Genomic DNA, 24,957 nt, shown 5'->3' on the forward strand with positions numbered 1-24,957 from the left:
CTCCGTTTTCTATTCATCTAATATGTTTTTCAATTTTTCATACTTAGCGCGATCCTTTTGAAATACATTCTCTTTCAATCCTTTGTTTATTTGTATCCATTCAGTCGTAATCGAATATTGAATCATACCTTCGTGGAAACTAAAGAACTTTAGCATAATCCCTGTATTTTTCTCTACAACCATTTCAAATTTTCCTCTTAAATCTTCAGATGTACTTACAGGCATTTCTATGTTTATTGTCCCTTTTATTTTGTAACAATCAAGTCCAAGATACTTCGTTTCTTTATAATTCCAATCTTTATATCGAATTAATAGATCAGCAAATTCTGATTGAATACTATACTTCGCGAATCCTATATATTCATCATCATATCTTTTTTTCTCGCCTGATTTTCTCAATAATCTTTCCGTAGGATTTAATTTTAATAGTTCATAGTTTCTTTCTTTCGGGCTCCATTTCGTCTCTTTATATGTATACTTCTCATCATCAAATTCTTTTTTCTTGCCCTCGTTATATATAATTGTTCGTTTTTTCGTTAGCTTATCTTCTTTCGAAGAGATACCACTTTGCCATTCTGTATCAATCGCATATTTGTATGTTGTAGCAATTCTTGACGAACTAGAATATTCCTCAAATTGTCCTGAAATATTATTAAAATGATCAATGGAATCCAGCATCTTTTCATGAATCTTTTCTTTATCTGGATAATTTACGTTCGATTTTATTTCTTCTTCATTTTCATAATCAGAAAACGCCTTTTTCTTTATATATTCAAATACCCCACCATTTTGAGCAAAAATTTGATCAGAAAACTCCGACATAGACACAATGGAAAGTGTTAGAACCGCAGCACTTATAACCATCATATAAACTCTATAACCTTTCTTTTTTACCGGAAGATTATGTAGTGTACGATTAATCTCTTCATTTAACTCTGGCGGTACTATAACATTCTCTTCTTTTATTTTCTTTTTTAATTTCTCATCAAATAATTTTTCGTTATCCATCCAATACACCCCCTATTCCATCTTTAATCGCTTTTGCAGTTGTTCCCTCGCTCGTGACAATCTTGATTTTACTGTTCCTTTTGGCACTTCTAAAAGCTTCGCTATACTTTCTTGATTCATATCTTCATAATAATAAAGTACCGTAACAGCTCTTAACTCTTCATGTAATGATTGAATCGCATTACACAAATCTATATCTTCATATTGATCATAAGCACTCATATTGTAACTTTCTTCTGTTACCATTATCTTTTTGTATGATCTAATAATGTTGTTACACTCATTTATCAAAATTCGAATTAACCAAGTTTGAAAAAACTCTTCTTTCTTTAATTTTTTTATATTTTCATAGGCTTTTAAAATTGTCGCCTGTATCGCATCCTCTATATTTGTCTCATCGCGTAACATAGCCTTTGCAATGCGATACATCTTCACTTTTTCTGTATGTATAAGCGCTATAAACGCTTCATGATCACCTTTTTTCGCTAAAGAAACATCCGTTTCTTCTTTTACAATTATTTTATATAAAGGGATTACTTTCACAATTGCTCCTCCTGTTTCATCCTCACTTCAAATTTAACTTTACATGTATTAGACGGACGAGCCTAGAAAAAGGTTCATTTTTTTGAATATTTTCATAAAAAAAGGTAAACATTTTTCATGTTTACCTTTACTCAGATGTAATTCTAAGGAAATATCCATCTGGATCCACAATTTTAAATCCTCTCATTTCCCATGGATAAGTTTGAATTTCTTCTTGTATTGTGCACCGATTCTCTTTACAACGTTCATATACTTCTTCAATCCGATTGACAACAATAATTAGTTCAAAGCCATTCCCCTTCATTTCTTTTCGATTGTAAAAGTAGTGATTTTCATTCAATCTTGAATCACTAACTAATAATAAAGAAAACTGTTCATGATTAAAACGCGCTCCATGCATACTTCTTTTATACAACTGTAAACCAATTACTTCTTCATAGAACAATAATGACTTTTCGATATCATTTACATATAGCTGCACCCGGAACAAATGATTCATTCGCTTCCTCCTCATCAAAAAAAGCCCACTTTTTCAGTGGACTTTCTACTTTACAACGGTAAATCCCTCTTTCTAAACAATACAATTGCTACGATGAAAATACAAAGAGCTCCAGCAGTTAAACCTATACTCACTGGCCATATATTATACGTTCCTTCAGCAATTTCTTTCGGACGAAATAGCGTAAATAATGATATATTTCTCATCCACTCTAACTTATCACTTAATTTACCTACCATATCCGTTACGAAAAATAAAATTGTTAAACTTGCTGAGTAGCTAAGTGCCCTTCTCTCGTCATTACATATACAAGAAAAGAAAAATGAATAAGCACTAACGACTAAAAATATGAGCCCTCCGACTACGTTTATCTTCAGGAATAATTCTTTATTTAAATTATTATCTTCTAAAAACCATTCTGCACCTACTATACCTGCTACATACGTAACAGCTACAATAATTAGTAGTCCCAATATAAGAATAGACGCTTGCGTGATTGCAATTTGCACTCTAGATACAGGCGTTGCGAGCAAGTATGCCATCGCTCCTTTATCTACATGACGAGCAATTAAATGCGTCGCAACTGTTACACAAAAAATTGTCAATATAATAATAAACAATAAACTATAATATTCACCAGCTAAAAAATCCATTACGTTTTGAATCGGGCTTTCCATACCAACAATTTTTTTCACACTATCAGGCATAGCACTTATTAATTCATTTAACCCTTTCGCCGATACCATTGAAGGGAATATCCAAATTAGCAACCATAAATATAGAGCTGCACCAGCTGCATAACTCAAAATACTTTTTTGTGTTTCTTTCAAACTAGCTAAAAACAATTGCTTATTCATGCTTTACCCCTTCTTTCTTATCGTAATAATGCATAAATAAATGTTCCAAATCCATTGCTCTCGTTTGAAGTGCCGTTACATTATAGTTTGAAAGTGTTTGTAAAACAGTTTGATAGTTTCCTTGTACAATAATCGATGCTTCTCTACCTTTCACCGCTTCAAATTGCAAATTACATTTTGTAAGAGATTCAATCTCTTCTTGCGATGATACGGTTACATCTATTACCTGTCGTCTCATACTTTGTAAATCATGAATATTTTCAACCGTTACAAGGCGACCATCTTTAATTATAGCCACTCTGTCACAAGTTCTCTCAATCTCAGTAAAAATATGCGACGACATAAGAATTGTTTTCCCTCTTTGCTTTTCCTCTACTATTAAATCTATAAATACTTGCTGCATAAGTGGATCGAGTCCTGAAGTCGGTTCATCTAAAATTAACACTTCCGGATCATGCATAAAAGCAGCAACAATGCCTACTTTTTGTTTCATCCCTTTAGACATTTTTCGAATCGGTGTTTTCACATCAAATTGTAGACGTTCTATTAATTCATCTCGTCTTTTCGTATCCTTTAGCCCACGCATTCCTTGCATTAACTTCAAAAACTCTAATCCATTCATTCCTTCAATAAAAGAAATTTCTCCTGGTAAATAACCAACTTCTCTTTGAATTTTCGCTGCTTCATCCCAGCAATCTAATCCAAAAATTGTCGCTTTACCATCTGTCGGTTTTATAAATCCCATTAAATTACGAATTGTTGTGGATTTCCCAGCACCATTTGGTCCTAAGTAACCAAATACTTCCCCTTCTTTTACATCAAATGTAATATGAAACAAACCTTTTCCATTTGAAAATTGTTTTGTTACATTTTGAACTGAAATCATAATTCCACCTCATTTTTTGAAATATTTAATATGTGATATTTCAAAATTATTGTACTCCTCATCTTTCATATTCGCAACAACTTTTTGAAATATTTATATGCCTATATTTCAAAATTATTGTTTCCCATTATTTTTTCTTGTATATTATAATTGAGGTGATTGCATTGAACGGCTTTGAAAAAGTGAAAGAAAAGAAAAAACGTGCCATTAAAGAGGCAGCCTTTTTATTATTTTCAGAACGTGGATTTAATGAAGTGAAAATAGAACATATTGCAAAAAAAGCAAACGTTTCTCAAGTTACCATTTATAATCATTTCGGAAGTAAAGATGCGTTATTTCGAGAGCTTATACAAGAATTTATTATATCTGAATTTCAATATTATAAAGATCTTGCAGCGGAAAATTTACCTTTTCATGATATGATGCAAAAAATGATTGTAAGAAAAATGAATACTGGTGGGTTATTTCAGCCAGATATGTTACTACAAATGATGCAAAGAGATGAAGAACTCCGCGAGTTTATTTATAGTTATCAAAACGAAAAAATCCTGCCTTGGTATTTAGAAATATTAGAACAAGCACAGCAAAAAAATGAAATTAACCCTCACCTTACTAAAGAAATGATGTTGCTATACATTCAAATGTTCACTAAATTAGGTGATGATTTCGGAGCACAGCTTCTTGAAGGAAATCGCGAAAAACATATACAAGATATCGTTACGATGTTCTTTTATGGACTGTCCGTCCCAAAAAAATAATGTTTCTAAAGAACAAATACCATCACAAAAAAGCCCTTTGGATATTTAAATCTCAAGGGCTTTTTCATGTCAATAAAATGATTAAAACTAACTTTATCTTAAAGAAGTTAAATGCTGCTTTATAGATAATACCTTATTATAGATTAACTCTTTTAGCATAGCTGGCTGAATTGAGATAATCGTTTCACCGAAATTCAGAAAATAACTTGAAATAAACTCAACTTCTTGCTTGTTAAAATAGCCTGTTATACTATAAATTTCATTTTCTTTTTGTATCTTCATGGAAGGATAATTCTCTTTATCAAAAATGTCTTTTCCTTTTTGATTAACAATGACACTAAAATCAATTGCATCAGGCTTTCTATGAAAATTAGTAAGATAACTTAACAACTCTTCAAGATTTTTTGGATTCGTATTGCTTGTTTCCTCAATAGAAAGAATTTTATCGCATCTAATTATTTGAACATGATTTGTCTCAAAATTAAAGATTTTAGCATACCACTGGCCAAATTTAGATTCGATTCGAATAAATTGAGCGACCAATGCTTTCTCCTCATCTTTTTTTAAATATGTTAAATGATAAACTCGCTCAGCAAAAATCCCCTGTAAAATTTCTTTTAAGAACGGACTAAAATTACTATGATTTGTTACTTCAAAAGAAAGCGTTCGTTCCATAATTGAAATATTTTTACTCACATTATCAGGTAATACATGTTTAAGTTTATTTTCAAGTGCAATACTTTCTATATTAAATGGTTTCGTCTTGTATCCATTTAATGTAAGAATCGAAAAGTATAACGCATACATTTCATCCACACTAAAATAAATTGGCGATAACACACTATTTTCTATAATTTTATAACTTCCATTTCTACCTAGCTCAGAATATATTGGTACACCTATTTCTTCCAATGATTGAATATCTCGCAACGCGGTACTTTTAGAAATATCATATCTAGCCATTAAATCTTTTAAATTAAAATACCTTTTATTATTCAAGAAAATAAGCATATCATTTATTCGTTCCGTTTTTTTCATATTTCCCTCCCGAAAAGGTGTCATGTATTGAAACCTTTCTAGTCTATATTATAATTATTAACTAATAAAGGGGTTATAAATTTATGACATTAGAAATAGCTATTTTTCTTTCAATGAATGGGCAAGCAAAGGAGGCAATTAATTTTTACACACGTAATTTAGAAGCAAAGAAGTTAATGATTGTTACGTATGAAGATCTTGCCAATAGAGATAGTTCTTTTAAAATTACAGGTGAAAATAAAGATCATATTGCTCACTCTGTTTTACAAATTTGGAATACAAAGCTAATGATAGCAGAGGATACGATGAATCCTAAGGAACGTTATAACGTTGGAAATAATATGTCTCTTTGCATTCAAAGCGCTAATTTAGAAGAAATACAAAGATTTTATAATAATTTAATTTCCGATAAGCATGTGAAAATAATCTCTCCGCTAGAAAAAAATATATTTAGTGAAGCATATGGGATTATTGAAGATCCTTACGGCATACAAATCCAGTTAATGTATGATAAACGACTAAACTAAATAATTAGTCATATTCATTTAATCCTAATAAAAAAAGACACGAATTTCGTGTCTTTTTTACTTTACAGTGATAACTTTACCCGTTTCACTACTTTCAATCGCTAATTGAATAAGTCGAATAACTTCTAAGCCTTCTTGTGCTGTTACAGGTGGTTTCTCACCATTTACAATACTATCTCTTACACCTTTATAATACATGTCATAACAGCCAACTTCTGTTGGAATACGCTCTAGCTTTTCTTCCGTATGTAAAGTAGCAAAATTCTCTTCAGCATCTACTCCATAACCGTTATCGCCTGGCTTCATTCCATTTTTTAATTGTTCTTCCTGTGAATCCATACCGTATTTCACGATAGAACCTTTATCTCCATGCAGTGTAAAGTGTGGACCTGCTTGCTTTACGTAACTGCTACTATGTAAAGTGACACGTTTCACACCGTAGTGAAGTATAACATGGAAGTAATCATCAATTTCTGCACCTGGTCGTTGTTTGATTACATCTGCACTTATTGCATCTGGTTTCCCAAATAATGATAATGCTTGGTCAATTAAATGCGATCCTAAATCATATAGTATACCTGATCCAGGTAAGTTCTTTTCTCTCCAGCGATCACGTACATTCGGGCGAAAACGATCGAAATGGGCTTCATATGCGTATAGATTCCCTATTCTATTTTCTTCTAACAATTTCTTTATCGTTAAGAAATCATTATCAAAACGACGATTATGATATACACTTACTACCACATTATGTTCCGCTGCTAATGAGATAAGCTCTTCCCCTTCTTCAATTGAAACAACGAATGGTTTCTCCACAACTACATGCTTGCCATGTAAAATTGCTTCTTTTACATATGGAAAATGAGTTGTATTCGGTGAAGTAATGACCACTAAGTCAATATCAGCACGATTTACTAATTCCTCAATTGTGCCAACAACTTCAGCATTTGGTAATGCTTGTTTCACGAGTTCTTCTTTTGATGATAAAATAGCACGAATATCATATTCTTCTATCGTTTGTAATAATGGAATGTGAAATGTTGTACTAGAAAATCCAAATCCTACAATGCCTACACCTATTTTTTTCATGTTGCCCCTCCATCTGTTCCGCTTTAACGGGCAGTAAGATTCCTACCCCAAAATTCAGCGAAAGCAAAGAAATTAGGTAAGGAATCAACTGCTCCTAAAAGCCCGATTGGTTCAACTAATAATCAATGGGGATAAAGAAAATCCCCACTAATTAAAGTTTCACTTTATGAGAACGATTTCATTCAGTTATTATAACAAGATTATTTTTATTTACATAATAATTTGCCTAGAAAAAAGCATCTTGCCATTATTCATAGCAAGATGCTTTGGTTTATTCCGGTCGTTTTTTCGTCCACGTTTCAATAACTTCACCAGTATCATTAACATCTAGCACTAAACTACCGTTACTATACCTGTCTTTATTGCGATACGCTTTCGGATCAATTTCTTCTACGATGTGCTTCTCTGTCTTCATGTAAACTAGTTCATCGTCTCTAACAATTTCAATACCGACAATACGGTATGGATTACGTTTTAACTCTTTGAAAATAACAAGACCTCGCTTCGCCCTCGTTGATTTCTCAATTTCTGATGCTTTTAGACGTTTTACAGCACCGCGCTGCGTTACGAGAATAAGTTGATCTTTGTCACCATTTAACGGTTTACCAGAAGCGACATAATCATCTTCTTTTAAGTTAATTGCTTTCACACCAGCGGCCCTTACACCGACTGGACTTACTTCATCTTCATGGAAAATAAGTGCATATGCACCATAGGTTGCAAGAACAATATCACTCGTTCCATCTGTTGCAAATATATCTACAACATAATCATCTTTTTTCAAATTCACAGCGACGAACGCTCTTGAATAACGCTGAACTTTATATTGGTTTAATTCTGTTTTCTTAATCATACCATTTCGTGTAACAAATACGATAAATCGTTTTTCTTCTTCAAAGTTTGGTACGACGGTCGCCCAAATAATCATTTCATCCCGCTCGAGTGAAACGAGATTCGCAACGTGTTGACCTAAATCTTTCCAACGAATTTCTGGCATTTCATATACTGGCAGATATATATAGTTTCCTTTATTCGTAAATAAGAGGACTGTCTCTGTCGTGTTCGTATCGAATCGCTCCAGTAAGATGTCACCCTCTTTCATACCGAAGTCTTTCCCGTTCGATGCATTATGTGAACGCCAACCTGTTCGTTTCACATATCCTTCTTTCGTTACAGTAACGATGACATCTTCCTGCGGAATCATAACTTCCACATCGATTTTAATTTCCTCAATTTGTTCTTCAATAATAGCACGGCGATCATCACTATACGTTTTCTTTACTCTCTTCAAATCTGTTTTAATAACTTGAAGAAGTCTTTTTTCACTTTGTAAAATTGCCTGTAATTCTGCAATTTTTTCTTTCAATTCATCTGCTTCTTTTTCTAATGCCGTAATATCTGTATTTGTTAAACGATATAATTGCAACGAAACGATTGCTTCTGATTGTGCTTCTGTAAAACCAAATTTGGCACTTAAGTTATCTTTCGCATTACGCTTATCTTTAGAAGCTCTAATCGTTTCGATTACTTGATCTAAAATTGATAATGCTTTTATTAAACCTTCAACAATATGCTGACGATTTTCTGCTTTTCGTAATTCATACTGAGAACGCTTTGTTACAACTTCTTTTTGATGCCCAATATACGCATCCAAAATCTTAGGTAATGTCATAAGTGTCGGACGACGATTATTTATCGCTACCATATTAAAGTTATATGGAATTTGTAAATCTGTATTCTTATATAAATAATTTAAAATACCTTCAGTATTTACTTCTTTTTTCAGCTCTACAACAATACGAAGACCTGTACGATCTGTCTCATCACGTACTTCAGCAATTCCATCTAGTTTTTTATCTAGACGTAATTCATCCATTTTTTTAACAAGGTTCGCTTTATTTACTTCATATGGAATTTCTGTAATAACGATTTGTTGCTTACCACCGCGAATCGTTTCAACTTCCGCTTTTCCGCGAATAATAATTTTACCTTTTCCTGTTTCATATGCTTTTTTAATACCATCAATCCCTTGAATAATACCACCTGTCGGGAAATCTGGTCCTTTCATAACTGTTAATAAATCATCAACAGTACTATTCGGCTTATCAATACGCATCATCGTTGCATCAATTACTTCCCCAAGGTGATGCGGAGGAATTTCTGTTGCATAACCAGCTGAAATTCCTGTCGATCCGTTCACTAGTAAGTTCGGGAACATCGCTGGAAGTACAACAGGTTCTTCACTCGTATCATCAAAATTTGACACGAATTCTACTGTTTCTTTATCGAGATCACGCAATAACTCAGATGCGATTGGTGATAATCGTGCTTCCGTATAACGCATTGCCGCTGCTGGATCGCCATCAACACTACCATTATTACCATGCATTTCAACTAAAACATTACGTACTTTCCAAGTTTGACTTAAACGTACCATCGCCTCATATACAGAGGAATCACCGTGTGGATGGTAGTTACCAATAACGTTACCGACTGTTTTAGCTGATTTACGAAACGCTTTATCATGTACGTTTCCTTCTACATACATAGAATATAAAATACGTCTTTGTACCGGTTTTAAACCGTCACGCGCATCTGGAAGCGCGCGATCTTGAATAATATATTTACTATAACGTGCAAAGCGGTCACCTAACACGTCTTCAAGCGGGAGGTCATGAAACTTCTCTGCCTGCATGTTATTCCACCTCCGTCTCCATAATCATTTCATTTTCTAAAATATTTCCTTCTTCTTGCATACCAAATTGTACATTTCGTTCAATCCATTTACGGCGAGGTTCTACTTTATCACCCATCAATGTCGTAACTCGGCGCTCCGCTCTTGATGCATCGTCAATTTTCACACGAATCAACGTACGTGTTTCAGGATTCATAGTTGTCTCCCATAATTGATCGGCATTCATTTCGCCAAGTCCTTTATAGCGCTGCAGCATATAGCCTTTACCGACCTTTTTTGTTACACCATCTAATTCTTCATCAGACCATGCATACTCAATCACTTCACTCTTACCTTTTCCTTTACTTACTTTGTATAAAGGAGGAAGTGCAATAAATACTTTGCCTGCTTCGATAAGTGGTTTCATATATCTGTAGAAGAACGTTAGTAACAATACTTGAATGTGCGCACCATCTGTATCGGCATCGGTCATAATCACAACTTTATCGTAGTTAATATCTTCAACAGCGAATTCATTCCCTACACCACCGCCAATAGCGTAAATGATTGTATTAATCTCTTCATTTTTAAAGATATCAGCAAGTTTTGCTTTTTCTGTATTGATTACTTTACCACGTAACGGTAATACCGCTTGGAAACGTCGGTCTCGACCTTGTTTCGCAGAACCACCGGCAGAGTCACCCTCTACTAGGTACAGTTCATTTTTTTGCGGGTTACGTGATTGTGCTGGTGTTAACTTACCACTTAATGTACCTTCTGATTTCTTTTTCTTTTTACCTGTACGCGCTTCTTCTCTCGCTTTACGAGCAGCCTCACGTGCCTGCGCTGCTTTAACTGCCTTTCTCACAAGAAGTGTAGCAACATCTGGGTTTTCTTCTAAAAAGTAAGCTAAATGCTCAGATACAATTGCATCAATTGAAGAACGAGCTTCACTTGTACCAAGTTTCCCTTTCGTTTGCCCTTCAAACTGAAGTACTTCTTCTGGTACACGTACAGAAACGATAGCCGCTACACCTTCACGAATATCTGTACCTTCTAAGTTTTTATCTTTTTCTTTTAATAACGATACTTTACGAGCATACTCATTGAACACACGCGTCATTGCTGTTTTAAATCCAGCTTCGTGTGTTCCCCCATCTTTTGTACGTACGTTATTTACAAACGAAAGAATGTTTTCTGAATAGCCATCGTTAAACTGGAATGCTAACTCTGCTTCAATTCCGTTTTGTTCACCAGTGAAGTATACAACCGGATGAATCGAATCTTTCTCTTCGTTTAAGTATGAAACGAAAGCTTCAATTCCTGTTTCATAATGAAAGACATCCTCTAAATCATTACGCTCATCTTTTATTGAGATTTTCATTCCTTTTAATAAGAATGCAGATTCACGTAATCTCTCACATAATGTTTCATAATTGTAATTCGTTGTACTGAAAATCGTTGTATCTGGTTTAAAATGTATTGTCGTACCAGACTCTTTCGTCTTCCCGATTTTCTCCAGGGTCGTTACAGGAATACCACCATTTTCAAAGCGTTGTTCATAAATATTTCCGTCACGTTTAATCGTTACTACTAACCATTCTGACAAAGCATTTACAACTGATGCCCCAACACCGTGTAAACCACCACTCGTTTTGTAACCACCTTGACCAAACTTACCACCGGCATGAAGTACAGTTAAAATGACTTCAGGTGTAGGTTTCCCAAGTTTATGCATTCCCGTAGGCATTCCTCGCCCTTTATCAATAACGCTAATACTATTATCTTTATGTATTACGACAGAAATTTCGTCGCCAAATCCCGCTAACGCTTCGTCAACGGAGTTATCTACTATTTCATATACTAAATGATGCAATCCACGGCTATCCGTACTCCCGATATACATACCCGGGCGTTTTCGAACGGCTTCAAGTCCTTCTAGCACTTGAATTGCATCTTCATTATATTGGAACTGATGCTTCGCCAAACTCCTTGCCCCTTTCCTAATCAAATCAGAACATATGTTTCTATTATAGAATAACGCCTCGACTATAGTTTTGGCAAGTTATCTTATCTCTTTTATATACCATTTTCAATAGAAAAATCCTTGTTTTTTCACAAGGATTCCTCTAGGCTACTATTTCAGAAAAATAATCGTTTGTCAACGAGAAATGGATATGTATGCCAAGATTATACATTCCAAACCTTTATCATGATCCAAATGATCAATATCCAAAATGGGATAACAATTAACAATCCCCAAAAACAGCCTTTAAAAAATCTCATGATGAACACCTCGTTCATCGGCCCTACTTATTTATAACAAGGGCTGAATCAATCTTTCTCTCTTTAAAACCTATACTATTTTGTCATCGCATGTTCTACTTTAATGCAACGATCCATTATTACAACATAGCCTTTTTCTTGCAAAAGTTTATATGTATCTTCATCTTGTACTCCTAATTGTGCCCAAAAAACATCTGCATCAATCTCTACAAACTCTTTCGCAACATCCATTAAAAATTCTGAACGGCGGAATACATTTACAATGTCAACATGTTCCTTAATATCCTTTAGTGAAGAAACTGCTTTTTCTCCAAGTACCTCATCTACTGTTGGGTTTACTGGAATAATGCGATACCCAGCATCTTGCATTGCTTTTGAAACCATATACGATGTACGTTCTGGTTTATTCGATAATCCAACAACTGCAATCGTTTTACTTTTCTTTAATACTTCACCAATTTCCGTACGAGTTGGGTTTTCAATTTTCATAATTAATCCCTCCTATTCCTTTAGTATAGCCGATAAAGAAAGTCTCTTTCAATATGAAAGAGACTTTCTTTTATTTCAATTATTGATTCTTTGTAGCTGAATTATCTGCTAAAGTAGCTGTTTTCGTCATTTTTTGACCATTACGGTAGAATGTAACTTCTACTTTTTCGCCTACTTTTTTCTTTTCATATAAATATTTACGGAATTGAAGTGAATTTTCTACTTTTTGATCATCTAATGCTACTACAATATCATATTGCTCTAAACCAGCTTTTTCTGCAGGTGATATTGGGTAAATTTTACCTAATACAACGCCATTTGTTACTTCTTTCGGTACTTTCAATTGATTTACTGCATAAGCTTGCACATCTTCTAATGAAACGACACCTACTCCAAGAGCTGGACGTTTCACCACTCCGTCTTTTTCAAGTGATTCAATAACTGGCTTTGCGATATTAATTGGAATAGCAAATCCAATTCCTTCAACTTCTTGTTGTGCAATTTTACTTGAATTAATCCCAATTATTTCACCATTTTGGTTAAACAACGCACCACCACTATTACCTGGGTTAATTGCTGCATCTGTTTGAATAACTTGAGCATTCCAATCTGCACGCTTATCGCCATCGATATCTACTGGAATTTCACGTTCTTTACTACTAATAATACCTTCCGTTACACTTCCATCAAACCCTAGTGGGTTACCGATTGCAATCGCTTTTTCACCCGCACGAAGTTTACTTGAATCACCTAAAGTGGCAACTTTATTTACATTAGATCCATCAATTTCTACAACCGCTAAATCTAACCAAGGATCTTTCCCTACAAGTTTTGCATCTACCTTTTTACCATCACTTAGTTTTACAGCAAGTTTATTCGCTCCATCTACTACATGATTGTTCGTTACAATATACGCTTTATTTCCTGCTTTTTTATAAATAACACCTGATCCTGAACCAGCTTGTTGCTCTTGGCCTGTCGGTTGCATTGCAAATGGATCAACACTTTGTTGCATATTAATAACACCTACAACAACATCTTTCGCGCCTTCAATCATACCAGGTAAATCAGTTTCATTTTTTGCTTTATTGACAACAGGAACTACAGTACCTTCAACTTTTGAATCCGAACTGAATGATGATACAGCCGCTCCATTATTTTGAGCCCATGGCATATATGGTGCCGCAAAACTAATTGTGACAGCCCCAACTACAGCTCCGACTAAACCTGTGAAAAAATAACCTTTTTTACCGCCTGATTTTCTCACTTCTCTCGTTTCACTATGCTCTTCATTTAAATTCGGTCCGTCGTAATATCCCATGTTTTATTTCCCCTCTCTGGTGAATTCGTACTCTCAGTATAGTCACAGTTTGTGTCCTTCTTGTGAACTCATCGTGAAATCCAATTAAAAAAATACTCTTATCTATCATTATAGACAAGAAAAGTATTTTTTGTACATTCCACCTACAAAAGAGAGTATAAATTTGCTATATCCCAAAGCTAAAGTGCATAGTAATTTAAAGGTTATTCTTCAAATTTATAACCCACTCGAATAACAGTACCGATATGCTTCGCTTTATCTCCTAGCTTATTTCGTAGTTTTTTAATATGAGTATCAACCGTTCGGTCATCACCGTAGTAATCATATCCCCATAACTGATCTAATAAATGTTGACGTGACAACACAATTCCTTTGTTCTCCATTAAATAAACAAGAAGTTCAAATTCCTTATGTGTCAATATAATTTCTTCTCCATCTACTAAAACGGTTCTAGATAGACGATTCACTTCTATTCCAGCTAAAGACATAGCATTTTCTTCCGCTACTCCTACCACACCATCCGCGCGTTTCAATAACGTCTTCGCACGAGCTACTAACACTTTCGGGCTGAAAGGTTTCGTTACATACTCATCTGCACCTAATTCGAACCCTAGTAGTGTATCATCCTCATCCGAACGTGCTGTCAACATAATGATTGGTACTGCTGATTCTTTTCTAATGCGTCTACAAACAGACCATCCATCTATTTCTGGTAACATAATATCTAACATAATTAAATCAATTTCATGCTCTGCAAATAATTCTAACGCTATTTTTCCGTCTTCTGCTTCGATTACTTCAAAGCCTTCATTACGAAAATAATCACTTACGATTTCACGTAGTCTTCTTTCATCTTCAACAAGTAATACTGTTTTATTCATATCATCTATCCCGCCTTTTTACTCTTTCAATCGAATAATACGTTGATTGGAGCTTCCGCGAAATGGAAGTGTTAAATCTTTTTTCTCGATTTCAAATCTTCCATCGACTAAAACATCCCCATAATGTAACAACTCTATCATATCATTATTTTGAGAACTCTGTATCTCTTCTAACGTATAACCTGTATACATCCATAGATTTTTTTTCAAGTCTTTCACGGCTTTTGCTACTTTTTTCACATCAGCAGCTTGAAAAAATGGATCTCCACCTGAAAATGTTACATCAGTTAATGGATTACTTGCAATCTCTTTCACAATTTCTTCTACTGTCATTTCAGTTCCATTACAAATATTCCACGATTTCGGATTATGGCAACCGAAACAACGATGCGGACAGCCCGCAAAAAACACGACTGTCCGCAACCCTTCCCCGTCTACAACACTATCATGAATGATGTTCATCACTTTCATTTATGCTTCACCCGATCCATCTCTTCACTACGTTTCGCACTATTCCACTTCGACATATCTCCTACAAGATATCCTGTTATACGGCGAATTCTTTCTATATTAGCTTCGTCTTCATTTCCGCAACTTGGGCATTCATTTCCAATAACTCCGTGATAACTGCAGCACTTACAACGGTCAACAGGATGATTAATTGAACCGTATCCAACGCCATGATCTGCCATCGCTCGTACAATTTGTTTTAACGCCAGTTTGTTATGCATAGCTGCTCCGTCTAGCTCAATATACGTAATATGTCCCCCGTTACATAGAGCATGGAAAGGTCCTTCTAAACGAATTTTATTTATCGCTTGAATGCTATAGTAAACTGGGATATGGAATGAATTCGTATAATAATTATGGTTCGTTATACCGGTAATCACACCAAATTCTTCCCTATCTTTTTTCACAAACTTCCCTGATAACCCTTCTGCAGGAGTTGCAATGACTGAGAAATTCAGTTCATGTTCTTCCGTTGCTTTATCCATTCTATCTCTCATAAAGGAAATGATTTCATACCCCAGTTTCCATGATTCTTCATCTTCTCCATGATGCTTTCCTGTTAAAGCTACTAAGCACTCCGCAAGACCGATAAAACCAAGACTTAACGTCCCTTGCTTTAAAATGGATGCTACAGAATCTTCAGGCTGTAACTTCTCTCCACCGCGCCATACACCTTGTGAATATAAAAATCGAAAATCTCTTGCTCGCTTCGTACATTGATACTCAAATCTCTCTAATAATTGCTTAATCCCTAAATCTAAGTAATAATTTAACGCTTCAAAAAATGCTTCCTTTGAACCACTAATTAACGCTAATTTCACTAAGTTGATAGACGTAAATGATAAATTGCCTCTCCCAATCGCTGTTTCTTCTCCATGTATGTTAGACATGACACGGGTACGACATCCCATATAACATACTTCACTTTCCGGTCGTCCGTCATAATGCACTGCATTAAATGGCGCATCTAAAAATGAAAAGTTAGGGAATAATCGTTCAGCCGTTGTCTCTAACGCTAATTCAAATAAATCATAGTTCGGATCACATTCTTCAAAGTTCACACCTTTTTTCATTTTAAAAATTTGAATCGGAAAAATTGGTGTTTCTCCTTTACCAAGACCAGCTTGTGTCGCTTTTAAAAGTTGTCTAACTAATAACCGTCCCTCTTTTGATGTGTCTGTTCCATAATTAATAGAAATAAACGGTACTTGTCCCCCGCCCCTACTGTGCATACTATTTGAATTATGAACGAAAGCTTCACACGCCTGATACGTATCATTTTCTGTTTCTTTCCATGCAAATTCTTCTATTTGTTCTTTCGTAAGCGGATATGACTGTAATCGTTTCTTATGTCTCGCTACTGTTTTTCTCACATATGGAGCTAAATCAATATCAAAGAGTGCAAATGATTGACCACCGTGCTGCATATTTTGATTCGCCTGAAAAATAATAGACGAAAGAGCCAATGCACTTTTAATATCCTGCGGTTGTCTCATATGCCCATGTCCGGTATGAAAACCGTTCGCAAGCATTTGCGCTAACGGAATTTGCGAACAAGTCGTCGTTCCTGTCGCATAAAAATCTAAGTCATGTGGATATAATATATTTTGATCTATCGCTTTTTTCACTTGATCTGACAATAAATTTTCAACTGCATAATATTTCGCACCCTCTGATGCGAACGTTCCCATTACTCCCATCGGAGAGCGGCCATCTACATTTGCATTTTCTTGCATTAAATCTTGTTCACTACCGTGGACAATCGTCTCAAACACTCTCATTAATTCTTCTCCACGTACATTTCGTTGTAACATTTATAACCCTCCACCAATATGTTGTTGTCTTGTGATTAAAATGTTACTACATATAGTCTTGGTGTTTCTGTGAGAAATGTAACATTCCTGTGAAATTTTTTTCACGAAATAATGAATTTTTCATTTACAAAAAAGAAATGTGCTCTTTACAAATGTATGGTACAATATACGGGAAAAACTCTTTTTACCCTTTATCAACACATTTGAATAAAGGAGACTGAACTTATGGTTACTACATATCTTTTATTTATCGTTGCCTACTTACTTGGCTCGATTCCATTCGCACTAGTCGTTGGAAAAATCGGCTACGGAATCGATATTCGTGAGCACGGAAGCGGTAATCTAGGCGGAACAAACACATTCCGCACACTAGGGAAAAAAGCAGGTTTTATCGTTACAATTGCTGACATTTTAAAAGGTACATTAGCAACAAGTCTACCGATTATTTTCGGATTAGATGTACACCCACTATGGTTCGGATTAGCAGCTGTTCTTGGACATGTATATCCGATTTTCGCAAAATTCCGTGGTGGTAAAGCTGTTGCAACTTCTGCTGGCGTGCTATTATGCTACTCTCCAGTTGTTTTTGCAATATTAGCTGTTGTCTTTTTCAGCCTTTTATTTACAACAAGATACGTATCACTTTCTTCTATGGTAACAGCCGTCGTTGCTGTTATTGCATCCATTGTTAGCGGGGATAAAATCTTCATTATTGCGATGTGTTTATTAGCAGGTATGGTTATTTATAAACACCGTGCAAATATCGGACGAATTATAAATAAAACTGAACCGAAAGCAAACTTTTCAAAAAAGCAAAAATAAGATCGTAACCCACATAACGCAAAAAGAAAACGTGAAGCATATTAATAGCGTCTTTTTGCGTTATTTTTTATACTAAAGAAAAAGCAACATAATTTGGAGGAACTATACATGAATCTTTCCGTAACAAAAGAAGCAGCACAATGGTATAAAAACGAATTAAACTTACAATTGGGTGAAACACTACGCCTTTTCGTACAATACGGCGGTTGCAGTACTGTGCAAAAAGGACTTTCTTTAGGTATTCGTAAAGATGATCCTGCACATCCTGCTGTTCAAACTCAAGAAGAAGGTATTAACTTCTTTATTGAAGGCGATGATGAGTGGTTCTTCGATGGACATAATTTATCTGTTACATTTAACGACGGTGATGATTTCCCGCAATTTAATTATGAAAAATAAAAAAACGTGGCTTCTGCCACGCTTTTTTATTTTTTCTTAATTTCCTCATATTTCGCATACCACTCTGGATATAACTTTTTAAATGATACAGGGCGAAATCCTTCTTTTTTCGCACAAATATTCGTCGTACTTGCAGTAATACAAAGTTCTCCATCACCATTATAAATTTCATATCCATATACAACGCGAAGTGGACTCACTGTATCAACCCATGTTTTTACAATCGCTTTTTCTCCGTAACGCATCGCTTTACGATATGAAATTTGCAAATCTAACACAGGAGAAATAATTCCCTCTTTCTCCATTTCAACATATGAAAACCCTAAATCTTGTATAAGTTTCGTACGGCCTAGTTCCAGCCACACTAAATAGTTTGAATGGTAAACAACACCCATTTGATCTGTTTCCGCATAACGGATTTCAACTTCATGTTCTGCTACAAACATATGTACTCGCCTTCTTTCACTTCTGCTACCTTGCATACATTTAATCATAATACAGCGGAATCAAAAATAAAATAAAAACAGTGAATCTTTTACTGAAAGGAGCAAGCATATGATTCAAATTGTAACTGTTCGTAGCGGTGATAGCGTATATAGCTTGGCATCAAAATACGGATCAACACCTGACGAAATAGTAAAGGACAATGGACTAAATCCAGCGGAAACACTCGTTGTTGGTCAGGCACTAATCGTGAATACGAAAGGAAATAATTATTATGTACAGCCTGGCGATAGCCTCTATCGAATTTCTCAAACATATAACGTTCCTCTCGCTAGCTTAGCTAAAGTGAATAACTTATCTTTAAAATCCATTCTCCATGTCGGACAGCAATTATATATACCGAAAGGGACAAAACGAGCGGTAGAATCCATCGCTTATTTACAACCTTCAACTATACCTATTAAAGAAAGTTTAGTTAATGCTACGCGTGCTATTAATCCATTTTTAACATACTTAGCTTATTTCAGTTTCGAGGCAAAAAGAGATGGTACGCTAAAAGAACCAACTGAAACAGCTAAAATCGCTAATATTGCAACACAAGGCAAAACCATCCCTATGCTCGTTATTACAAATATTGAAAATGGAAATTTTAGTGCCGATCTGACATCAGTTATTTTACGCGATACAACAATTCAAAACAAATTTATTACAAACATTTTGCAAACAGCTGAAAAATACGGCATGCGGGACATTCATTTCGATTTCGAGAGTGTAGCTCCTGAAGACCGAGAGGCGTATAATCGCTTTTTACGTAATGTGAAAACACGCCTACCTAACGGATACACATTGAGTACAACGCTTGTACCGAAAACAAGTTCAAATCAAAAGGGAAAATTTTTCGAAGCTCACGATTATAAAGCACAAGGACAAATTGTTGATTTCGTCGTCATTATGACATACGACTGGGGTTGGCAAGGCGGACCTCCGATGGCTATTTCTCCTATCGGTCCTGTCAAAGAAGTACTTCAATACGCAAAGTCTCAAATGCCTCCCAAAAAGATTATGATGGGGCAAAATTTATATGGATTTGATTGGAAACTACCGTTCAAACAAGGCAATCCGCCTGCAAAAGCAATTAGCTCTGTCGCAGCTGTTGCACTAGCTCGTAAATATAATGTTCCTATCCGCTATGATTTCACAGCTCAAGCTCCTCATTTTAATTATTTCGATGAAAACGGCGTACAACACGAAGTTTGGTTTGAAGATGCGAGGTCTATTCAAAGTAAATTCAATTTAATGAAAGAACAAGGCATTGGCGGTATTAGTTATTGGAAGATTGGCTTGCCATTTCCACAAAATTGGCGTTTACTCGTTGAAAATTTTACGATTACAAAAAAGGCCTGACTTTTGTCGGCCTTTTTTATATGTTTTATTAAGACTCATCTTTTATTTCACTTTTTAATGAATCAATACTCTCTAAGCGTCTTTGATTTTTTGCTTCAATAGCTGCACGATCTTTTTCATTTGAAAGTTCTGCTGTTTCTTTTGCTTCATTAAAATTATCAATTGTATTTTGCACCATTTCTTGTAACTTTTCAACGTTGTCACTTCGATTATCTGGATTTGGCATGTACTTCCCTCCTAATATTGTATATACACACCATCTTAAATTACCTATCTCTCCTCAAATTTATACATAAAAAAGGAGAATACAATATTCTCCTTTTCTTTAACCGTTATCAACAATCGGTTGTTTGCCTGTTTGGTCTTGCATTTGCTTTCCTTTATTGCCACCAGCTTTTTTTGATTGTGTTCCAATTTGATTCGGTGCAAAGTCTTTTGAATTCTTTTTCGGATTACCCATTACTATCGCCTCCTTAACACTAGTATCGTACTAGTGTTAAGAATTATTCAGCTTGCTTAAAAAGTTTCATTTCATAACGTTTTTCAATACGCTCTTCAATACGATCGATTGCATCACGATCGCTTAATAATTGTTGTTTATTTTCTTTCACAAGCTCATCAAACGATTTACGGCGGCTTCTTCTCATGTTGTTCACCCTCTCTCCTTCGCTTTCTTATTACATAGTATGAGCAAAGGAAAAACTCTTTAATCAGATTTGTAAGAAAATTTTATGTTTTAGTACTCCTAAAAAAACTCCGTGTACAAGTAAACGTACACGGAGTTTTTTATACAATAATATTTAAATACTCTTTTAATTTTTCATCTGCATTCATTTCACTTTGTTTATACTCATGCAGCGCTTGCAGTACGAAATCATACTGTTCTAAAATATAACTTTCTAATTTCAGGACGTCCTTTAAGCTATTAAGCATAATTCTCGTGTTACCAACTTCGCTTTTTAACGCTGGTTCACATTTTAAACTCGTACATATTTCTTTCACATCATCTTCTAATATCTCTGTTAATATGTATTTCTTTCGCCCTTTTACTTTTACCCTCATAACTGGATAAAAAGCTTTTATATCTAGATAGCTTCCTACATTCATACAACGAACCCATTCAATATCACGTTTATTTCGTACAAGTATCCCTTTTACTGCTTCATATACTGCCGTTTCATCAAGCACTTCTGTATTTGATTTCCTTTTCGCCTCTTCTTCAATAGATGCACATTTTTGATAAACAGCTGCACAAGTAATACAATCATCAAATGCATTATGAGAACTTAAACGAATGCCAAGCATTCGCTTTAACGTTTCAAGTTTATGATTAGGCGCGTGCTTCATATATTTCTTCGCTAAAAACACAGTATCAATCACTTTATTTTGAGGTTCCGGTAATCCGAGCATATTCACATTACTTTTCAAAAAGCGCATATCAAAAGATGCATTATGAGCGACAATTACATTTGTATGTAAAAATGCTAAAAATAAAGGTAACACTTCTTCAATCGTCGGTGCATCCGAAACACGATAATTTGTAATACCTGTTAAACTCGTTATTCGATCCGGAATTGAACGCTCTGGATTCACATAGGAAACAAACTGATCTACTAGTTCATGATTACGATATTTCACTGCTGCAACTTGAATAATTTTATCATTATAAGGGTTAAATCCTGTTGTTTCAAAATCAATTACAACATAATCTAACGGTAAGGATACATTCCCCACTCCATACCACTCCTTTACCTCTAAACGTTTATATTTCTTTTATCATATCACGAAGCTTTCACTACATGAAAAAGAAAAGGCAGAAATGGTAACTTTCCACCTCTACCTTTTCGCCGTTATTTTAATTTAGCAGTCCGTTTCTCCATCTCTTTTTGCGTCATCGGTCCAATAAACTTATCTTGAATGACACCTTTCGTATCTATAAAATACGAAGTTGGGATCGTAATTACTTTATACGCTGTTGTCACATCAATATTCTTGTCCAATAAAATAGGAAAAGTAATTCCTTTTTCCTTAGCAAAATTACTTACCTTTTCTACTCCCCCACCTTTTTCTGAGGGTGTATAATTTATTGCTAAAATTTCTACGTTCTCTTTATGTTCTTTATAGAAAGCCTCCATATCAGGCATTTCTTGCTGGCAAGGTCCACACCACGTTGCCCAAAAGTTTAAAATCACTTTCTTTCCTTTTAAATCCGATAACTTTACATTCGTTCCATCTAACTTCGTTAATGCAAAGTCTGGTGCACTCTTCCCTATTTCAATACCATTACTTGCAATCATCTCTTTCATAGCAGCTTCACTTTTTTCTTGCTCCCCTTGTACCGCCTTATCGTTTTTACCAAGCTGTTCATAAGCTGCATATCCCGCTAAACAAAGTAACACTACAATAATCGTAAGCTTCCGCCACATTTTATATCACCCTAACGTGTTTATCTTCTTATAACTTAATCACTCAAATACTATATACCTTATTTTAGCTTATACGGACAAGCTTGGAAATATTCACAGTCGAAATAATTAGAATATTCTTATTTAAAGTGCATTTTTTTCCTTTTTATCATATAATTAGAAAAACAGATGAAGCGTTACTTATCTTCTTATGGACCCATTCACCTTTTTACTCTCGTAGTTATAAACCTACAACAAAAGGGGGATTGTTTATGAATTCATTCGAAAAAACAACATTATATATTCTTAGTTTTCTTTTATACCCAGTCGGTATTATTACATGGATCATTTCACTCTTTAGTAAAGATCTTGAAAAAAAGAAAGTAGGGCGTATTTGTCTCTACGTCTCTCTAGTCTCATTCGTCCTTTTCGTAATCCTTGGAATTGCCACTCTCCTTATGACCACTACTTTTAACGTTGATCTGAATCACTCAGAATCTATCGAGTATCAAATAGATGACGCTGAATAAAGATAAGAGCAGTACTCTTATCTTTATTCACATCACTTGCAAAACAAATGACTATTTATTAATTTTTCAGGAATTCCACATGCAACAATACTTCCTTCTCTCATTATAACAACACGATCTGCTAGTATCGCTTTCTCTACATCATGTGTTGCCACAATTCTCGTGACCTCACTTCCTAATCCTTTTATCATATTCCAAACAGTTTCTTGATTGCTCGGATCTAATCCCGCAGTTGGTTCGTCTAAAATAATAAGATTCGGATTTTCACCAATTGCGCGTAATAATGCAAGACGTTTTCGTTCTCCTCCCGAAAATTCTTCACCGCTTTTATGTAGTACAGTTTGAACCCCTTCCGATAAATCTCTAATAATTGGCTTCACATTTACAAGTTCAATATTTTTTTCTAACTGGTTTTCTAAATACTCTTCCCCAAAATACATATTCTCTTTTACTGTCGTTCGAAAGAAACGAGGTTCTTGCCACACTGTCGTCATACGAGCCTCATTACCATAATAAACAATGCTACCGTTAGATGGTTTATACAAACCTGTCATTAATTTCAAAAGCGTCGTCTTTCCTGCGCCACTTTCTCCCACAATAATAACGAGTTCACCTGGATTAATTTGCAAATCAACATTATGAATTCTGTATTTCTCTTCATCATTCTCCTGAAATGAAACATTTGTTACCACCATCCCCATTGCTCTTTCTCGATTACCATTTTCCACTCGTTTATCTAAAAAAGAAAAAACTCTATTTGCCGAAGCGACTGCAACTTGTGTCATCATTAATAAATCGCCCACATAACGGACTGGAAAAAAGAGCATTTCAATTGTCGCTAACACTGCAACAAGTGAACCAACTTCCATTTCCCCCTTCATTATTTTCTGCGTGCCTATAATGAGAACAACGATATATGCTCCTGTTTCAATCGCTGTTCCAACTACTCCAATGCAATGTTGCATCATCGCCTTCTGTACTTCTGTTTTATAAGCTTGTCCCGTTACTCCTTTAAATAAGTGAATGGCCCACTTTTCTTTTTGCAAACTACGTAAATCTTGTGCTCCTTTTACAAACTGTGACACCATCTCTACAACACTTGATTGATTGTTTTGAGCAATGCTTGCAATATTTCTTACCTTTTTTCCCATCAACACCGGAACCGTTGCGCTTAAAAACAAAAACGGAGTTACCCACAATATGAACTTTATATCTATATGTTGTAGCGCTATGAACGCACCTATAAATTGCGCAATGGCGTGTATATATTCTATTAATATAGAACCATATAATCTGACCCAATTCGGAATATCAGATACAACTAACGTCTCTAACTCTCCTTGTTTAATCTTCTCACTCTCTTCAAACGGTAATAAGAAAACATGGCGCAATACATCTATACGCTTCTTTCGCAATATTCGTTGACTTGCTTTAGAACTTACATAATCAAATGAAAGATTGTTCACCCACATCAACAAGCGACTAGCAGCAAACAAAGTAATATACAGGTACGCCTCCTTTAACTCCCGTTGAATAAGGTTATCTACAATTAGCCCCATGAATAGTGGACGGGATAAATTTAAAATAGCTGCAAAGAGTCCACTGCATATGGCTGCTATTACTAACATTTTTTCTTTCTGTAACGGTAACAATATTCTTTTATATTCTTTCATGACCTTTCCTCCATTTTTTAAAGTAAAAAGAAAGGGATGAAACCAAATGGTTTCATCCCTTTCCATAAAATAAGGAAGCTAACAGTTGTTAGCTTCCTTA

General features: G+C 35.0%; 27 protein-coding genes. 6 read left to right on the forward strand and 21 right to left on the reverse strand.

Features of this window, described 5'->3' with window-relative positions:
* Positions 1-9 precede the first annotated feature (9 nt).
* The 5 genes from ACTFOB_RS09670 to ACTFOB_RS09690 form a co-directional block, all read right to left on the reverse strand.
* Entirely contained in the window at positions 10-1,008 is a 999-nt protein-coding gene (locus ACTFOB_RS09670) for an anti-sigma factor (protein WP_440025636.1), read from the reverse strand.
* 12 nt (positions 1,009-1,020) lie between these two features.
* Positions 1,021-1,551 (reverse strand): RNA polymerase sigma factor, encoded by a 531-nt coding sequence (locus ACTFOB_RS09675; RefSeq protein ID WP_440025635.1) that lies wholly within the window; start codon positions 1,549-1,551, stop codon positions 1,021-1,023.
* 127 nt (positions 1,552-1,678) lie between these two features.
* Positions 1,679-2,050 (reverse strand): VOC family protein, encoded by a 372-nt coding sequence (locus ACTFOB_RS09680; protein ID WP_440025634.1) that lies wholly within the window; start codon positions 2,048-2,050, stop codon positions 1,679-1,681.
* 50 nt (positions 2,051-2,100) lie between these two features.
* On the reverse strand, positions 2,101-2,907 hold the full coding sequence (locus ACTFOB_RS09685) for an ABC transporter permease subunit (RefSeq protein ID WP_440025633.1): 807 nt from the start codon (positions 2,905-2,907) through the stop codon (positions 2,101-2,103).
* A complete protein-coding gene (locus ACTFOB_RS09690) occupies positions 2,900-3,793 on the reverse strand; it encodes an ABC transporter ATP-binding protein (protein WP_440025631.1) in 894 nt (297 codons plus the stop codon). The genes ACTFOB_RS09685 and ACTFOB_RS09690 overlap by 8 nt, the downstream gene beginning before the upstream one ends.
* A 137-nt stretch (positions 3,794-3,930) precedes the next feature.
* Here ACTFOB_RS09690 and ACTFOB_RS09695 point away from each other — a divergent pair, with 137 nt between their 5' ends.
* Positions 3,931-4,551 carry a TetR/AcrR family transcriptional regulator gene (locus ACTFOB_RS09695; protein ID WP_440025629.1) on the forward strand — a complete coding sequence of 207 codons (621 nt, stop codon included), beginning with the start codon at positions 3,931-3,933 and terminating at the stop codon, positions 4,549-4,551.
* 93 nt (positions 4,552-4,644) lie between these two features.
* Here ACTFOB_RS09695 and ACTFOB_RS09700 read toward each other — a convergent pair whose 3' ends face one another.
* On the reverse strand, positions 4,645-5,613 hold the full coding sequence (locus ACTFOB_RS09700; RefSeq protein ID WP_440025626.1) for a helix-turn-helix transcriptional regulator: 969 nt from the start codon (positions 5,611-5,613) through the stop codon (positions 4,645-4,647).
* A gap of 59 nt (positions 5,614-5,672) precedes the next feature.
* Here ACTFOB_RS09700 and ACTFOB_RS09705 point away from each other — a divergent pair, with 59 nt between their 5' ends.
* Entirely contained in the window at positions 5,673-6,116 is a 444-nt protein-coding gene (locus ACTFOB_RS09705; protein WP_440025625.1) for a VOC family protein, read from the forward strand.
* A 57-nt stretch (positions 6,117-6,173) separates the two neighbouring features.
* Here ACTFOB_RS09705 and ACTFOB_RS09710 read toward each other — a convergent pair whose 3' ends face one another.
* The 8 genes from ACTFOB_RS09710 to ACTFOB_RS09745 all read right to left on the reverse strand — a co-directional run bounded on the left by ACTFOB_RS09710 (position 6,174) and on the right by ACTFOB_RS09745 (position 17,180).
* On the reverse strand, positions 6,174-7,205 hold the full coding sequence (locus ACTFOB_RS09710; protein WP_440025623.1) for an oxidoreductase: 1,032 nt from the start codon (positions 7,203-7,205) through the stop codon (positions 6,174-6,176).
* Positions 7,206-7,476: 271 nt separating this feature from the next.
* On the reverse strand, positions 7,477-9,900 hold the full coding sequence (gene parC, locus ACTFOB_RS09715) for a DNA topoisomerase IV subunit A (RefSeq protein WP_440025621.1): 2,424 nt from the start codon (positions 9,898-9,900) through the stop codon (positions 7,477-7,479).
* Position 9,901: 1 nt separating this feature from the next.
* Positions 9,902-11,866, reverse strand: a complete 1,965-nt coding sequence (parE, locus tag ACTFOB_RS09720; protein WP_440025620.1) for a DNA topoisomerase IV subunit B — start codon at positions 11,864-11,866, stop codon at positions 9,902-9,904.
* Between the two features lie 374 nt (positions 11,867-12,240).
* Complete coding sequence (locus tag ACTFOB_RS09725; protein ID WP_440025618.1) at positions 12,241-12,654, reverse strand: CoA-binding protein; 414 nt, start codon at positions 12,652-12,654, stop codon at positions 12,241-12,243.
* Positions 12,655-12,733: 79 nt separating this feature from the next.
* Entirely contained in the window at positions 12,734-13,975 is a 1,242-nt protein-coding gene (locus ACTFOB_RS09730; RefSeq protein ID WP_440025616.1) for a S1C family serine protease, read from the reverse strand.
* 203 nt (positions 13,976-14,178) lie between these two features.
* Entirely contained in the window at positions 14,179-14,856 is a 678-nt protein-coding gene (locus ACTFOB_RS09735) for a response regulator transcription factor (protein ID WP_001044675.1), read from the reverse strand.
* Between the two features lie 18 nt (positions 14,857-14,874).
* On the reverse strand, positions 14,875-15,327 hold the full coding sequence (gene nrdG, locus ACTFOB_RS09740) for an anaerobic ribonucleoside-triphosphate reductase activating protein (protein ID WP_151634191.1): 453 nt from the start codon (positions 15,325-15,327) through the stop codon (positions 14,875-14,877).
* Positions 15,324-17,180, reverse strand: coding sequence for an anaerobic ribonucleoside triphosphate reductase (locus tag ACTFOB_RS09745; protein ID WP_440025614.1), 1,857 nt, complete (start codon positions 17,178-17,180; stop codon positions 15,324-15,326). The genes nrdG and ACTFOB_RS09745 overlap by 4 nt, the downstream gene beginning before the upstream one ends.
* A gap of 225 nt (positions 17,181-17,405) precedes the next feature.
* Between ACTFOB_RS09745 and plsY the strand changes: the two genes are divergently transcribed.
* Positions 17,406-18,002, forward strand: coding sequence for a glycerol-3-phosphate 1-O-acyltransferase PlsY (gene plsY, locus ACTFOB_RS09750; RefSeq protein ID WP_000258967.1), 597 nt, complete (start codon positions 17,406-17,408; stop codon positions 18,000-18,002).
* 108 nt (positions 18,003-18,110) lie between these two features.
* Positions 18,111-18,401 carry a HesB/YadR/YfhF family protein gene (locus ACTFOB_RS09755; protein ID WP_061679918.1) on the forward strand — a complete coding sequence of 97 codons (291 nt, stop codon included), beginning with the start codon at positions 18,111-18,113 and terminating at the stop codon, positions 18,399-18,401.
* Between the two features lie 26 nt (positions 18,402-18,427).
* On the opposite strand, the gene ACTFOB_RS09760 is transcribed toward ACTFOB_RS09755, so the two are convergent.
* Entirely contained in the window at positions 18,428-18,847 is a 420-nt protein-coding gene (locus ACTFOB_RS09760; RefSeq protein WP_000495812.1) for an acyl-CoA thioesterase, read from the reverse strand.
* Positions 18,848-18,956: 109 nt separating this feature from the next.
* Between ACTFOB_RS09760 and ACTFOB_RS09765 the strand changes: the two genes are divergently transcribed.
* Entirely contained in the window at positions 18,957-20,249 is a 1,293-nt protein-coding gene (locus ACTFOB_RS09765) for a glycosyl hydrolase family 18 protein (RefSeq protein WP_440025611.1), read from the forward strand.
* A gap of 28 nt (positions 20,250-20,277) precedes the next feature.
* Here ACTFOB_RS09765 and tlp read toward each other — a convergent pair whose 3' ends face one another.
* The 5 genes from tlp to ACTFOB_RS09790 form a co-directional block, all read right to left on the reverse strand.
* Positions 20,278-20,475, reverse strand: coding sequence for a small acid-soluble spore protein Tlp (gene tlp, locus ACTFOB_RS09770; protein ID WP_166703978.1), 198 nt, complete (start codon positions 20,473-20,475; stop codon positions 20,278-20,280).
* Between the two features lie 99 nt (positions 20,476-20,574).
* Positions 20,575-20,709 carry an acid-soluble spore protein SspN gene (gene sspN / locus ACTFOB_RS09775; RefSeq protein ID WP_000527988.1) on the reverse strand — a complete coding sequence of 45 codons (135 nt, stop codon included), beginning with the start codon at positions 20,707-20,709 and terminating at the stop codon, positions 20,575-20,577.
* Between the two features lie 43 nt (positions 20,710-20,752).
* Positions 20,753-20,896, reverse strand: a complete 144-nt coding sequence (locus tag ACTFOB_RS09780; RefSeq protein ID WP_001254697.1) for an FbpB family small basic protein — start codon at positions 20,894-20,896, stop codon at positions 20,753-20,755.
* A 139-nt stretch (positions 20,897-21,035) separates the two neighbouring features.
* Positions 21,036-21,983, reverse strand: a complete 948-nt coding sequence (locus tag ACTFOB_RS09785) for a 3'-5' exonuclease (RefSeq protein WP_440025608.1) — start codon at positions 21,981-21,983, stop codon at positions 21,036-21,038.
* A 116-nt stretch (positions 21,984-22,099) separates the two neighbouring features.
* Positions 22,100-22,675 (reverse strand): redoxin domain-containing protein, encoded by a 576-nt coding sequence (locus ACTFOB_RS09790; RefSeq protein ID WP_440025606.1) that lies wholly within the window; start codon positions 22,673-22,675, stop codon positions 22,100-22,102.
* 251 nt (positions 22,676-22,926) lie between these two features.
* Here ACTFOB_RS09790 and ACTFOB_RS09795 point away from each other — a divergent pair, with 251 nt between their 5' ends.
* Complete coding sequence (locus ACTFOB_RS09795; RefSeq protein ID WP_440025604.1) at positions 22,927-23,184, forward strand: hypothetical protein; 258 nt, start codon at positions 22,927-22,929, stop codon at positions 23,182-23,184.
* A gap of 32 nt (positions 23,185-23,216) precedes the next feature.
* Here the strand turns inward: ACTFOB_RS09795 and ACTFOB_RS09800 are convergent, their stop codons facing one another.
* Positions 23,217-24,857: an ABC transporter ATP-binding protein gene (locus tag ACTFOB_RS09800; RefSeq protein ID WP_440025602.1), complete on the reverse strand. Its 1,641-nt coding sequence runs from the start codon at positions 24,855-24,857 to the stop codon at positions 23,217-23,219.
* Positions 24,858-24,957: the final 100 nt, after the last annotated feature.

It is taken from the genome of Bacillus cereus group sp. MYBK79-1 (genome assembly GCF_051915365.1).
Lineage (GTDB): Bacteria > Bacillota > Bacilli > Bacillales > Bacillaceae_G > Bacillus_A.

Excerpts from the sequence above, each read along its gene's own strand:
- ACTFOB_RS09670 (WP_440025636.1), bottom strand. The coding sequence starts at position 1,008 with ATGGATAACGAAAAATTATTTGATGAGAAATTAAAAAAGAAAATAAAA.
- ACTFOB_RS09680 (WP_440025634.1), bottom strand. The coding sequence starts at position 2,050 with ATGAATCATTTGTTCCGGGTGCAGCTATATGTAAATGATATCGAAAAG.
- ACTFOB_RS09685 (WP_440025633.1), bottom strand. The coding sequence starts at position 2,907 with ATGAATAAGCAATTGTTTTTAGCTAGTTTGAAAGAAACACAAAAAAGT.
- ACTFOB_RS09690 (WP_440025631.1), bottom strand. The coding sequence starts at position 3,793 with ATGATTTCAGTTCAAAATGTAACAAAACAATTTTCAAATGGAAAAGGT.
- ACTFOB_RS09700 (WP_440025626.1), bottom strand. The coding sequence starts at position 5,613 with ATGACACCTTTTCGGGAGGGAAATATGAAAAAAACGGAACGAATAAAT.
- ACTFOB_RS09705 (WP_440025625.1), top strand. The coding sequence starts at position 5,673 with ATGACATTAGAAATAGCTATTTTTCTTTCAATGAATGGGCAAGCAAAG.
- ACTFOB_RS09710 (WP_440025623.1), bottom strand. The coding sequence starts at position 7,205 with ATGAAAAAAATAGGTGTAGGCATTGTAGGATTTGGATTTTCTAGTACA.
- parC (WP_440025621.1), bottom strand. The coding sequence starts at position 9,900 with ATGCAGGCAGAGAAGTTTCATGACCTCCCGCTTGAAGACGTGTTAGGT.
- ACTFOB_RS09725 (WP_440025618.1), bottom strand. The coding sequence starts at position 12,654 with ATGAAAATTGAAAACCCAACTCGTACGGAAATTGGTGAAGTATTAAAG.
- ACTFOB_RS09730 (WP_440025616.1), bottom strand. The coding sequence starts at position 13,975 with ATGGGATATTACGACGGACCGAATTTAAATGAAGAGCATAGTGAAACG.
- ACTFOB_RS09735 (WP_001044675.1), bottom strand. The coding sequence starts at position 14,856 with ATGAATAAAACAGTATTACTTGTTGAAGATGAAAGAAGACTACGTGAA.
- nrdG (WP_151634191.1), bottom strand. The coding sequence starts at position 15,327 with ATGAAAGTGATGAACATCATTCATGATAGTGTTGTAGACGGGGAAGGG.
- ACTFOB_RS09745 (WP_440025614.1), bottom strand. The coding sequence starts at position 17,180 with ATGTTACAACGAAATGTACGTGGAGAAGAATTAATGAGAGTGTTTGAG.
- plsY (WP_000258967.1), top strand. The coding sequence starts at position 17,406 with ATGGTTACTACATATCTTTTATTTATCGTTGCCTACTTACTTGGCTCG.
- ACTFOB_RS09755 (WP_061679918.1), top strand. The coding sequence starts at position 18,111 with ATGAATCTTTCCGTAACAAAAGAAGCAGCACAATGGTATAAAAACGAA.
- ACTFOB_RS09760 (WP_000495812.1), bottom strand. The coding sequence starts at position 18,847 with ATGTTTGTAGCAGAACATGAAGTTGAAATCCGTTATGCGGAAACAGAT.
- ACTFOB_RS09765 (WP_440025611.1), top strand. The coding sequence starts at position 18,957 with ATGATTCAAATTGTAACTGTTCGTAGCGGTGATAGCGTATATAGCTTG.
- tlp (WP_166703978.1), bottom strand. The coding sequence starts at position 20,475 with ATGCCAAATCCAGATAATCGAAGTGACAACGTTGAAAAGTTACAAGAA.
- sspN (WP_000527988.1), bottom strand. The coding sequence starts at position 20,709 with ATGGGTAATCCGAAAAAGAATTCAAAAGACTTTGCACCGAATCAAATT.
- ACTFOB_RS09780 (WP_001254697.1), bottom strand. The coding sequence starts at position 20,896 with ATGAGAAGAAGCCGCCGTAAATCGTTTGATGAGCTTGTGAAAGAAAAT.
- ACTFOB_RS09790 (WP_440025606.1), bottom strand. The coding sequence starts at position 22,675 with ATGTGGCGGAAGCTTACGATTATTGTAGTGTTACTTTGTTTAGCGGGA.
- ACTFOB_RS09795 (WP_440025604.1), top strand. The coding sequence starts at position 22,927 with ATGAATTCATTCGAAAAAACAACATTATATATTCTTAGTTTTCTTTTA.
- ACTFOB_RS09800 (WP_440025602.1), bottom strand. The coding sequence starts at position 24,857 with ATGAAAGAATATAAAAGAATATTGTTACCGTTACAGAAAGAAAAAATG.